The following is a 12,244-nucleotide window of genomic DNA, read 5'->3' as shown; positions in this document are numbered from 1 at the left end:
CAAATGAAGGTGTCGGGAAATCGGCTGGAGGTCATCGTGGACGGGCAGCCCGTTCTCCAAGCCTCGGTCGATCCTTCGCTGAAGGGCGGTGCCGTTGGACTGGGATCAGCCTATAGTCCGCAAAACACCAAGGACGATATCTATGACGGAATCTTTGAGGATGTCACGGTGACTACGGAAAATGCGGCGGATGGAAAAACCTCGGTGTGGTATACGAATAAGCTGCTCGGCTGGAAAAAAGTAGCGGCGCAGATTGAGCATGCCATGGACGCGACGATCGATTGGGCTATCGATACGTTCTGACGAAAGAGCAACTTCAAAGGCGAAATGGCGGTGTAATGAGAAGATGGGTATGAAGCAAGTGGCTCAATCCGGATGGATGACTTTGGTGCTTGTCATCGTCGCCGTAGGGGTCGGTTTCAGCATGTGGATGAGGCAGCCGGCGATGCAAGCGGCGGCTCCGCCGGCCAGAACTCCTGTGAACCTCACCGCATGGGTGGTGGATTGGCAGTGGGAGTCGGGGCTTACGGATGCAGGGGAGCTGGGCAAGGCTCTGAGCCGTGTTCAGGCGTTTGCCGCCTATTTTGACGAATCGGATCAGCCCTATTTTACGAAGGCGTTCCAAGAAGCGCTGCCGCAAATCCGGGAAACGGCGGAGGCTGCTGGCATCGGCGAGCTGAACTTGACCCTTGTTAACGATATCGTGCGGCGGGACGGCAGCGAGTCCCCCAAAGACTCGGAGCTGGTCTCGCGGTTGGTATCCACGAAGGAAGCGCGGGAGAAGCATATCGCCGAGATTGAGGCCCTGCTCGATCAATACTCGTTTCAAGGGGTGGAGATCGATTATGAGCGCATCCCGGACAAGGACTGGGGTTATATGACCGCTTTTTACCGCGAATTGTATGAGCGAATGCATGCCAAGGGGAAATCGCTCCGCATCGTGCTGGAGTCAAGGGCTCCCGTCGAAACGCTGAAGCTGCCCGAAGGGCCTGAATATGTGATGATGGCCTACAATTTGTACGGTACGCACAGCGGTCCGGGACCCAAAGCGGACAAAGCTTTTCTGAAAAAGCTGGCCAAGCGGATGACAGCCGTTCCGGGGGTGAAGACGATCGCGATTGCGGCCGGTGGCTTTGACTGGCATGGGGATCAAGTGACTGCCATTACCGAACAGCAGGCCGTAAAGATACGGTACACGAACGGCTCGGAGCTCAAGCGGGACGCGGCCAGCGGAAGTCTGCACTATCAGTACACCGATGATAAGAACGTAAAACATACGGTGTGGTATGCGGACGGTTCAACTCTGACTTCCTGGATTGACACGCTGCGCCAAGCCGGGATTAGCCATGTGGCCGTATGGAGGCTGGGAGAACTCGGAAGCGGCACTTTGGATAAGCTGGTTCAAGCTGCCACAACGGCAATGTAAATAAAAGGCCGCTGCGCGTTTACGCGTCAGCGGCTTAATGATGGATTTCCGGAGCACCCATGGAGGCATGGGTGCTCATATATTTTTTCGGAGAGATGCCGCAGGCGGACTTAAACGCTTTGCTGAAAGCGTAAATGCTGCTGTAGCCAACCTGCTCGGCGATCGCGGACAGGGATAACCGGCTGTACATCATCAGCTCCTTGGCCCGCTCCATCCGGTACCGGATCTGGAATTGGTGCGGGGACACGTCATACGTCTGCTTGAATACGCGCGAGAAGTGATACAGGCTCAAGCAGGCCGTTTTGGACAAGTCCTCCAGCCGGATGATGGTATCGTAATGCTCCATAATGTGGGTCACCGCCCGATCCATCGCGGCCTGATGCAGCGAGAGCCGGCCATGTCCGGCAGCCTTCAGGCCCTTGATGACCAAATACAGAATATCCAGCACGAGCGATTTCTGAAGCAGCGGAAATTCGGCATCCCGGCGCTCGTAGGCGTAGATGAGCCGCATCAGCTCCTGATGAATTTCCGCATGGTTCTGTACCCGGATCAGATGGGGGATTTCCAGCACGGAACCCAGCCAATCCGGCCGGAGCCACGAAAGCTCTTGTTGGCTGCATTCCGCCCGCAGCTTGAAGTTGATCGGTACCTCCTCGTAGTCTTCATAATACAGGGCGTCGAAATGGATATGGGGCATCCAGCAGGGTCCCCTGGAACGGACAAATTCATGCTCAATACCGGGCTTGAACAGCAGCAGGTCGCCTGGAAACACAGTCAGTGAATCCCCGCCAATCCGGATATCGAGCTCGCCTTGTTCAACATACAGCAGTTCGTAATCAAAAATGATCCGCGGCGCCAGTTTCATACGGTCAACTTTGTGATGCCACGCCCTTCGCACGTAGGGGGACAAGGCTTGCAGCAGCTGTTGCCGGTCCATACGCTTTGACAGCTCCCTCCTTTAATGGTCCCTTATCCGGGTTTCCGCTCTTTCAGCGGCTCGGCGGTTCTTTATTCTGACAATAGCAAGAATGGATAACAAATAACAAGTCCCAACATCGATAAAGAGGGGAAACGCCTGTAGAATGACTTGTAACCGCTTTAATGCAAATCCGATTTGACCAATGACAGGAGAGATGAGCATGGAACCTTTTAACGGGCTGAACATGGGCCTCGGCAATCTATTCCGGATGTCCTCTGCACAGACGAGATCGATCAGCGCGGAAAATGTGACGGGAGCTAAAGGAAAAGGCGGCATGGCCACCCTGGGAACCGGAGCGAATGCCGGCCGGGATTTGGGTCAGGGATGGAAAATATCGCCATCGGTGGAGATCAAACCGGGTGAGGTGTTTACCGCCGCAGAAATCGACGGACCCGGGGCCATTCAGCATATTTGGCTGACCTGCTTTCCGGACAGCTGGCGTCATATGATTCTGCGCTTTTATTGGGATGATGAGCCGGAGCCTTCCGTAGAAGTGCCTGTCGGCGACTTCTTCTGCAACGGATGGTGCGAGCGGAGCAATGTCAACTCCCTGCCTGTGGCGGTCAATCCCGCCGGCGGGATGAACAGCTATTGGGTGATGCCGTTTCGCAAGAAAGCCCGGGTTACGGTGGAGAACCGGATGGACAAACCCGTCGTACTGTATTACCAGTTCACCTATACGCTGACCGAGGTGCCGGAGGATGCGGCCTATTTTCACGCCCAATGGCGCCGGAGCAACCCCTTGCCGTATAAGCAGGACCATGTGCTTCTGGATGGCGTGAAGGGGAGGGGGCAGTACGTCGGCACGTACATCGCCTGGCAGGTGAACAACACGGGGTGGTGGGGAGAAGGCGAGATCAAGTTCTATATGGACGGCGACCGCGATTTCCCGACGATTTGCGGCACCGGGACCGAAGACTATTTTGGCGGCGCCTGGAATTTTGAGCATCCACAAGGACAGTACGGTGCGTTTTCCACTGCCTATTTGGGCTTTCACCAGCAAATCAGACCGGACGGCCTGTACCGGAGTCAGCAGCGATTCGGGATGTACCGCTGGCATGTGATGGACCCGATCCGGTTTGAACAGGACTTGAAGGTAACGATCCAGGCGCTCGGTTGGCGTTCCGGCGGCCGTTATTTGCCGCTGCAGGACGATATCGCCTCCGTCGCTTTCTGGTATCAGTCCGAGCCGCACACCCCGCATCCGCCGCTGCCGGATAACGATGGCCTGGAGGTTATTTAATCTCCACCCTTTCCGGTTAAAGCATGCATAATGCGGTTTACATTGGCCGAAAATGATGTTAATATGGTCAAAATCAAATCGGAACGAAAACGCGGTGAAGAGAAGAGTAGATGAACGGGCAGCCTTGCAGAGAGCTCCGGCAGCTGTGAAGGAGCAGGCCGCCCGTCATTGAAGCAAGCCTCCGAGCGGCGCATCGGAAGAGGGATCCTCATTCCTTCGGATGGTGCGACAGGAGCTCCTGTTACAGAGCTAGGGTATAAGCATGCGTCCATGCCGTACCCGAAGAGGCGGATGTAGCGATAGATCCGCGAACCGGGGTGGCACCGCGAAATACAATCTCGTCCCCAAGACGTCAGCGTCTTGGAGGCGGGATTTTTTTGTTTCTTTTTGATTGATATAAGAGCAGGAGGGGACAGTTTATGGAAGGAAAAGTAAGGAAAGAAGAAGCCGTGGATTTTCTAACGAAAACCGTGATGGAGGATGTGGAGAACGAAACGTACTCTAGACCGATCGCGACCCGGTTTCCGCCGGAGCCGAACGGCTATTTACACATCGGAAGCGCCTATGCAATTCACGTGAACGCAGCCATTGCCGAAGCATTTCACGGGAAGATGAATCTGCGCTTTGACGATACGAATCCACTGAAGGAAGACATGAAATACGTGGAGGCGATCCGGGAGGATGTCCGGTGGCTTGGTCTGGACCTGCCGGTGTACTTTGGCTCGGATTATTCGGAAGAGATCTTCGAAGCGGCTTTGAAGCTCATCCGTAAAGGAAAGGCTTATGTCTGCGATTTGTCGGCGGAGGAAATGACGGAATACCGCGGAACGCTCACGGAGCCTGGAAGAAACAGTCCTTATCGCGAGCGGTCTGTGGAGGACAATCTATCCCTGTTCCATCAAATGAAGGAAGGCCGGTTCCCGGACGGTGCCAAGGTGCTGCGGGCCAAAATCGACATGTCCTCGCCCAACATCAACTTGAGGGACCCGGCCTTGTACCGCATCATCCATGCCGAGCATTACCGGACAAGGAGTGAGTGGTGTATATATCCGATGTATGATTTTGCCCATCCGATCCAGGATGCCATCGAGTGTGGGCGGACAGCAATACGGGCACGTACACCGCCAAATTGAATCCGCTTGTTACCGTCGATATTCAACCTAAGATGGTTAAGGTGGGAGGGGCTGAATTCCCGAATGTGCTGGCTGCCGACATGCTGCTTGAGCTGCAAAAGATCGGTTATAAGGGCAGCGGCGCCGCCGGCAAGGGGGCGTTTCCGTACGATCAAATTACGGGTGAACCCGAAGCGCCGCTGCTCGCCTCGACTTATTATCCAAGGATTCAGCGCATGCTGAAGGAAGGCGACATCGTCGTCGCCGAGACGGGAACGTTCTATAACGGCATGGCTTATGTTCGGCTGCCCCGGAACGTCACGTATATTACACAGGGAGGTTGGCAGTCGATCGGCTATGCCACACCGTCAGCCTATGGTGCCTGCATTGCCGCCCCGGACCGCAGGGTGCTGCTGTTTACGGGGGACGGCTCGCTGCAGCTGACTGCGCAGGAGATCAGCTCGATGCTGTATTACGGCTGCAAGCCGATCATTTTCGTTCTGAATAATGACGGATACACCATCGAAAAATACTTGAACGTGAAGACGGAGAATCAGCACTACAACCAGATTCCGCGCTGGTCGTACACGAAGCTGGCCGAAGCCTTCGGCGGAGAGGCGTTTACGGCGACGGTGCGGACAAACGGGGAACTCGAGCAGGCGTTCGCTCAGGCGGATCAGGAGCGGGCCGGAAAGCTTTGCATCATTGAAATGATCGCCGCCGACCCGATGGATGCGCCGGAATATATGAAGCGGATGCGCAATTACATGGAGGAGCAGGCGAAAAAAGGGCAGAAATAAAGCATGGGAACAGTGCTGCAGGAAGGTTCTTGATGAACTTTCCAGCAGCACTTTTTTTGTGTATGTATCCATTCCGGTAAGATGACTGAAAATCGCTGATTTTGACCGGGTCTATGGGCATGTTCAGAATTTGTACAGTTGAATCTAGTAACCTAGTACTATACACATAGATAAATGGAGTGGTTATTAGGATGTTCGACCGTTATTTTACAGAAATGCGTAAGTTTAGTCATGAAGACGAATTGCGTTACCGTTATTTGATCAGAGGGGTTAAACTGCTGCTGGAGCAGCGAAAGTCGGAGAATTCCAAAGGATTTCCGCGATGGAGAAGATGCCGGCAGTCCGAATCGATCCAGCCCGGGACCTGGGATTAAAGTATGAATGTCGAAAAATTGACATCTTTTTGTCATTTGTTGAATAGGCTTTACACGTTATTCTTTTGGTAGGACTTAAGAGTGTGTCAAAGGAGATATCTATGAAAGTGATGAAAGACTTCTCGCCCAGAAAACCGGCCGGATGGCTGGTGCTCGCGGTTCTGGCAATAAACATGCTGTCAGGATGCTCTTGGATGGGGGGAGACGATACGGACGGCGGCACGAAAGCAGCTGAGGCTGACAAGCCGGTCCAGTGTTATACCGGTGAGATGAGTCAAGCCGTTTCTCTGGCATACACGACCAGCCGGAACCTTGCCTTAACGTTTAACGGGATGGCAGACGCCCAAACGATGGACAAGCTTCTTGATCAGCTGGATGCCTTAGGCATAAAAGCAACCTTCTTTTTGCCGGGGATGCGGGTCGCGGAGGAACCGGACATCGCCCGGCAAATTTTGTCCCGGGGACATGAGATCGAGAACAATACGCTGAATGCGGTCGATATGAGCCGGATGGACTACGGACAGATCTACAAGGAAATCCATTTGGCCGACGATGTCATCCGCAAACAAACGGGGGTCACTCCGAAGTTCGTCCGAACGCAAACGGGAGCGATCAGCGAGGATATCCGGCTGGCTGCGGCACAGAGCGGGCAGCAGGCGGTCATATCCTACAGTCTGTTTTTACATAATTGGAAGGCGGAGACCCCTCAGCAAAAAAGAACTATATCCGGAAATACATCAACCGCGGTGGGATCGTGGCGATTGACCTGGCGGAGAACCGGACTTTGAATGAATCGGTGGACCTGATCGCTGCGGAAGCTTCAGCAGCCGGTTATCATTTCGTTACTTTAGACAAGCTGGTCGCCACAGGCGGCGTACGTAAACGGGCCGACACGGTTCAAGGGTATCAGGCTGCGAAGTATAACGCGGATTACACCAAAGCGGATTACAATCTCGTGTTCAGCCACAAGACCGCCAAGAAGGAAATTGCCCTTACCTTTGACGACTGGGGCACGGATGAAACGATCACGAAGCTGCTCGACATTTTGGATCAGTACCACGTGAAGGGTACGTTTTTTTGCGTGCGGACGGGGTTGAGAAAAATCCGAACCTGGCGCGGGCGATCGCGCAAGCAGGGCATGATGTCGGAAATCATACTTACAGCCATCCGGTCCTGACCAAGCTCAGCGTCAAGCAGCTGCAGGATGAAGTGGTCAAGGCGCACCGCATCATTACGGATGCGATCCAGCAGCAGCCGGCCATGCTGTTCCGGCCGCCGACCGGCGATATTGACGACCGCACAGCCCGGATTATCGCGGCGGCCGGTTACCGGAATATTGTCGATTTCGATATCGATCCGAATGATTGGAATCGGGAGCGCACCGCTTCGCAGATCGTGAACTCGGTCATCCAGCAAAGCCACAGCGGCGGAATTATTTTGCTGCATTCGCTGGACGATACCCACACGGCGGAGGCGCTGCCGGGCATTATACAAAACTTGCGGAAACAAGGATACACGTTCGTGAAACTGTCCGACTGGATTTCTGATGATGGGAATCCGTCAGGTAATGAAAGATAGATGGAGATGGAATATGTCAACACCAACTAAAGAAGTGCTGTATGCATACAGCACGGTCGCGGTCATTGGACTCGGGTATGTAGGCCTTCCCCTGGCACAAGCGTTCTCGAAAAAGATGCGGGTGATCGGTTTTGACGTCAACCCGGACAAGGTAAGCCGGCTGCAGGAGGAAGCTTCTTCTGACGCGCAGACGTCCGTGGATGACGCAGACCCAGCGTCTGCGGGATTGGAATATAACTCCGACGCGGACCGGATTGGCGAAGCCATGTTTTATGTGATTGCCGTACCGACCCCGGTGCAGAGAGGTAACGTGCCGGATTTACGGTTTGTGGAAGAAGCGAGCCGCATGGTCGGCAGGAGATTGCGCCAAGGTGCGGTTGTAGTTTATGAATCGACCGTGTACCCTGGCGTCACCGAAGAGATTTGCGTTCCGATCCTGGAGGCGGAGTCAGGCCTGCGCTGCGGAACCGATTTTAAAGTAGGATATTCGCCGGAGCGGATCAATCCAGGAGATGAGGTTCACCGGCTCGACAATATCGTCAAGATCGTGTCGGGAATGGATGAGGAATCGCTCGGGATCATTGCCGGCATGTACGAACAGATCATCGATGCCGGCGTATACCGGGCGGAAAGCATCAAGGTGGCCGAAGCGGCAAAGGTTATTGAAAATGCCCAGCGGGACATTAACATCGCCTTTATGAACGAACTGTCCATGCTGTTCCACCAGATGGGCATCGACACCCGGGAAGTACTGCGCGCCGCAGGGACAAAGTGGAATTTCCTGAACTTCGTTCCCGGTTTGGTTGGCGGGCACTGTATTGGAATCGATCCGTACTACTTGACGTACAAGGCGGAGGATACCGGCATCCGTTCACGGATCATTCTGGCGGCACGGCATATCAACGACGGGATGGGCAAATTTGTCGCGGAGCAGCTGATCAAGCTGCTCGTCCGGCAGCGGCTGGACCTGCGCGACGTGAAGGTCGCCGTTCTCGGCTTGGCATACAAGGAGGACTGCGCCGATATCCGGAATTCCAAAGTGGTGGATATCATCAAAGAGCTTCAGGATTACGGTATTGAACCCCGGATCGTTGACCCGCTGGTAGACCCGAAAGCGGCTTATGCCGAATACGGTCTGGAGCTGTCCCGGGTCGAAGAGCTTCAGGACCTGCATGTGCTGGTCACCGCCGTCCCGCATCATTGCTTTGCGGGCATGGGCTATGCGGATTTGGATCGGATGTTCAGAAAGGACTCGGTAAAGATCTTGCTGGACGTTAAGGGAATATATGACAAAGCAGAGTTCGAGCGTCAGGGTTACATTTATTGGCGGCTGTAACGAGAGCAGATGGGAGAAATAAGAACCGTGTTCAGACGAAAGAAAAAACAAACCGATGAGGTTCTGACCTTACCCCGTTCGGATCGGCGGATCTTATCGAACGTTCCTGACCCGGAACAAATTCGCCGTTCAGTCGACCGGAGAGGCTTGCGGGATAACGATGCGGACCAGTTCAGTTCGGATTATTTGGAACGGATGCGGAAGTTCAGCCTGCGTTACGAGGCGGATTTTCCCGTGCTTCTGACTTGGGGCAAAGGAAAGAACCGGAGAAAACTGAAAACGAAGGCTGTCGATGTATCTTCAACGGGCCTCCTGCTCGAGCTGCCCTTCACGACGGACCACATCCAGCCGGGAAGCAAAGTGTCCATGCACTTTGAAATTCCGGCAGGCACGATGCCGGAAGGCTTTGAATCCAAAGTGGATATCGAAGGAGTCGTCGTACGGACCTTTGAGCGCGGAACCGGCAGAGAGGCCGTTTCGATGGCGGCTTTTGAGTTCACCAACCCGCTGCATGAATATTTTCAGCGCAAACGCTGGGGGTACTCCGTGTATACGGCCAGCGGCCTGCTGCTGCTTGCCGCCGTTTTTGTGCTGCTGCTTCGGGCGGAGAGCATCATTTATTTTAAGTACAATTTCCTGCTGTATTTATACAGCCTTATCGCCGCGGCATTTCTGTTGACGAGATACTTGTTCGGGTCTCTATATCGTGATGTGCCGGTCAATCCGGATTTTACGCCGGGCGTATCGATCATTATTCCGTGCTTTAATGAAGAGAAGTGGATCCATCGGACGATTATCAGCTGCATCAATCAGGATTACCCGGTGGACAAGCTGGAGGTCATCGTCGTTGATGACCGCTCTACCGATAGTTCCGCGGAGCAGATTCAAAAAACGATCGACCTGCTTCATCAGGAAGCCGACCGCTTTCAAACCAAAGAGCGGCTTCGGATGCATATCCTCCCTGAGAACGGAGGGAAACGGGAAGCCTTGGTGCAAGGGGTACGGATGGCAAAGCATGATCTGGTCGTGTTCGTGGATTCGGACAGCTTCCTCGATCCGCTCGCCATCAAGCACTTGGTGCAGCCCTTCCAAGATCAGCGTATGGGCGGGGTTGCCGGGCGGACGGACGTGGAGAACAAGTATACCAACTCCATTACGAAGCTCCAGACCGTGCGCTATTATATCGCGTTCCGTATTATGAAAGCGGCCGAGTCCTGGTTTGACAGCGTCACCTGCCTGTCCGGGCCGTTATCCTGTTATAAAAAGAGGCTTGTGCTGAAGCATGCGGACGCCTGGCTCAACCAGAAGTTTCTGGGACAGCCCGCTACGTTCGGCGACGACCGCAGCATGACCAACTTTATCCTGAAGACACACCGGACGGCGTACCAGGATAAAGCGATTTGCTCTACGATCGTTCCTTCGGAGATGAATGTCTTCCTGAAGCAGCAGATGCGCTGGAAGCGTTCCTGGCTGCGGGAATCCCTTAGGGCGGCCGGATTTATTTGGCGCAAGGAACCGTTTATGGCCCTCTTTTTCTACATCGGTGTCATCGTTCCGATCGCAGCGCCGCTGATTGTGCTCTACAACCTGCTGTATATGCCCATTTTCCACCATGTGTTTCCGGGAACCTTCTTGATGGGGCTTCTGCTGATGTCCCTGCTGATGAGTCTGGCCCATCTATTGTTCCGTAAAAGCAAGCTGTGGGTATTCGGCTTCGTCTTTTGCTTTTTCTACGAAATGGTGCTGCTCTGGCAAATGCCGGTCGCCTGGTTCACCTTCTGGAAATCAACCTGGGGGACAAGGGAAACGCCGCAGGACGTCGAGGCGAGAAATAAAAAGGCCGCAAGAAAAACCGAAAAAATACGAAGACGGAAGTGCCGCTGTAACCCGGCGGAACCGCGGAATTTAAATGAGGATGCAGGATGAAAAAAGGAAAACGCAGCGAAGCGCTTGATGTGAAGCGCAAAAACCGGCGGAAGTGGATCAAAACCTGGATCCAGCTCTTCCTGGTGATCATGGTCATCTTTCTGATCTACCAAGCCGTCGCAAGAACCGACCGCTACGCCGAACCGGACAAGTCGACGTGGCATAATCGAAGCGGGTTTGTCGCGCTGTCTTATTTTGGGGTCAGCCGAACCGGAACACCGCTTCTGATCGATAAAGCCCAGCTCAAAGCCCAGCTACAAACCCTCCATGATCAAGGTTATGTCACGGTGTCACAGAAGGACATCCTCGATTTCTATCAAAAGGGGAAGGCGCTGCCGGACAAGGCGCTGTTTTTTGTCCTTTGAGGACGGGCGCAACGACTCCAGTCTTTATGCCCAGCCTTTGCTGGAGAGATACAATGATAAGGCGACCTTCCTCACCTATGCCAACAAGATGGGGAACGGGGATCATAAATTCGTGCAGCCCAAGGAACTCCGCAGCATGATGAAAAGCGGGTATTGGGAAATGGGGACCAACGGGTACCGTTTGACCTACATCAATATTTTCGATAAAAACGGCGGCTACATCGGCGTCAAGGACGAAAACAAGCTGGACAGCAAAGAGGACATCGAGCATTATAATCACTACCTTATGGATTTTATCCGCGATGAAAATATGATTCCGCTCGAGGACCGGGATACGATGCAGGCGCGGATCAGCAAGGATTATCAGCTGATGGACACGGTCTATACTGACAAACTCGGCTTTGTGCCCGGCGTCTATATGATCATGCATGCCAACGCGATGTACGGGAGCATGAACCCGCTTGTGACGGATGTAAATGACCGCAATATCCGTTCTCTGTTCCAGATGCATTTTAACCTGGAGGGCAATGCGTTCAACGGGCCGTCACAGGATGTGTACAACCTGACCCGCGTCCAGCCTGAGCCCTACTGGTCAACCAACCATCTTTTGATGAAAATCGGCAAGGACAGCGGCCAGCAAATGACGTACGTGACCGGGGACGAGAAGCAATCGGGGCAGTGGAAGCAGGCTGGAGGCGCCGTCGAATTCAAGGATAACCGGATCGTTCTGACGTCACCGCCTGCCGGGGAAGGCAAGCTTTTGCTGGATCAAGGAGAACAGGCGCCTGAGGATTTCACCTTAAGCGCGAAGGTTTCCGGCAACGTGGTCGGCAAGCAGTCTTTTTACTTGAGGGACCGTGGAGATGGTCAGCAGTACGTACGCGTCACGCTGGACCGCAACAAAATCCAGGTGGAGCAGAAGCTGTCTGGATCCTCTGTGACTGCCTTGGGTTCACAAAAGCTGGATCCGGTCAAGTGGTCTTCGGAGGACCTCGCCTTTGACAAGGCAACGGTATATTCCGCAGAAGAAGCGCAGGCCGGCGCCAATACGGATGACGAGGATGAATATCCCGTCAACATCAAAAGTACCCGGCAGATTCAAATG

Annotated in this window: 8 protein-coding genes, 4 pseudogenes and 1 other annotated feature; of the genes and pseudogenes, 11 read left to right on the top strand and 1 reads right to left on the bottom strand. The window is 54.0% G+C overall.

All coding sequences use genetic code 11. The features are described 5' to 3' along the window. Positions 1–303 (top strand): annotated as a pseudogene (locus CPT76_RS37355) (polysaccharide deacetylase); the annotation flags it as partial. Positions 304–352: 49 nt separating this feature from the next. Next, the gene (locus CPT76_RS13580; protein ID WP_181152834.1) at positions 353–1,426 is read left to right on the top strand and encodes a glycosyl hydrolase family 18 protein; all 1,074 of its coding nucleotides are present in this window, start codon (positions 353–355) and stop codon (positions 1,424–1,426) included. 34 nt (positions 1,427–1,460) lie between these two features. Here CPT76_RS13580 and CPT76_RS13575 read toward each other — a convergent pair whose 3' ends face one another. Next, a complete protein-coding gene (locus CPT76_RS13575; RefSeq protein ID WP_105443292.1) occupies positions 1,461–2,363 on the bottom strand; it encodes a helix-turn-helix transcriptional regulator in 903 nt (300 codons plus the stop codon). 202 nt (positions 2,364–2,565) lie between these two features. Here CPT76_RS13575 and CPT76_RS13570 point away from each other — a divergent pair, with 202 nt between their 5' ends. The 9 genes and pseudogenes from CPT76_RS13570 to CPT76_RS37350 form a co-directional block, all read left to right on the top strand. Further along, positions 2,566–3,648 carry a glycoside hydrolase family 172 protein gene (locus CPT76_RS13570; RefSeq protein ID WP_105443291.1) on the top strand — a complete coding sequence of 361 codons (1,083 nt, stop codon included), beginning with the start codon at positions 2,566–2,568 and terminating at the stop codon, positions 3,646–3,648. A gap of 85 nt (positions 3,649–3,733) precedes the next feature. Further along, positions 3,734–3,997, top strand: a binding site (T-box leader). A 124-nt stretch (positions 3,998–4,121) separates the two neighbouring features. Beyond that, a pseudogene (locus CPT76_RS13560) lies at positions 4,122–4,739 on the top strand (glutamate--tRNA ligase family protein); the annotation flags it as partial. Then, positions 4,739–5,560 (top strand): annotated as a pseudogene (locus CPT76_RS13555) (thiamine pyrophosphate-dependent enzyme); the annotation flags it as partial. The pseudogenes CPT76_RS13560 and CPT76_RS13555, both read left to right, overlap by 1 nt. A gap of 475 nt (positions 5,561–6,035) precedes the next feature. Next, complete coding sequence (locus tag CPT76_RS39615) at positions 6,036–6,722, top strand: polysaccharide deacetylase family protein (RefSeq protein ID WP_258168397.1); 687 nt, start codon at positions 6,036–6,038, stop codon at positions 6,720–6,722. Next, positions 6,689–7,512 (top strand): annotated as a pseudogene (locus CPT76_RS42080) (polysaccharide deacetylase family protein). Before CPT76_RS39615 ends, CPT76_RS42080 begins: the two are co-directional and overlap by 34 nt. Positions 7,513–7,525: 13 nt before the next feature. Beyond that, positions 7,526–8,848, top strand: a complete 1,323-nt coding sequence (locus tag CPT76_RS13540) for a nucleotide sugar dehydrogenase (protein WP_258168393.1) — start codon at positions 7,526–7,528, stop codon at positions 8,846–8,848. Between the two features lie 9 nt (positions 8,849–8,857). After that, entirely contained in the window at positions 8,858–10,774 is a 1,917-nt protein-coding gene (locus CPT76_RS13535) for a glycosyltransferase family 2 protein (RefSeq protein WP_105443287.1), read from the top strand. Continuing rightward, positions 10,771–11,139, top strand: coding sequence for a hypothetical protein (locus tag CPT76_RS13530; protein WP_105443286.1), 369 nt, complete (start codon positions 10,771–10,773; stop codon positions 11,137–11,139). The genes CPT76_RS13535 and CPT76_RS13530 overlap by 4 nt, the downstream gene beginning before the upstream one ends. Further along, on the top strand, positions 11,129–12,244 hold a 1,116-nt coding region (locus tag CPT76_RS37350), incomplete at its 3' end, for a polysaccharide deacetylase family protein (protein ID WP_219845421.1). The genes CPT76_RS13530 and CPT76_RS37350, both read left to right, overlap by 11 nt.

Source organism: Paenibacillus sp. AR247 (assembly GCF_002968895.1).
GTDB classification, from domain to species: Bacteria; Bacillota; Bacilli; order Paenibacillales; family Paenibacillaceae; genus Paenibacillus_AQ; species Paenibacillus_AQ favisporus.
This window is presented reverse-complemented; position numbering and strand designations above follow the sequence as displayed.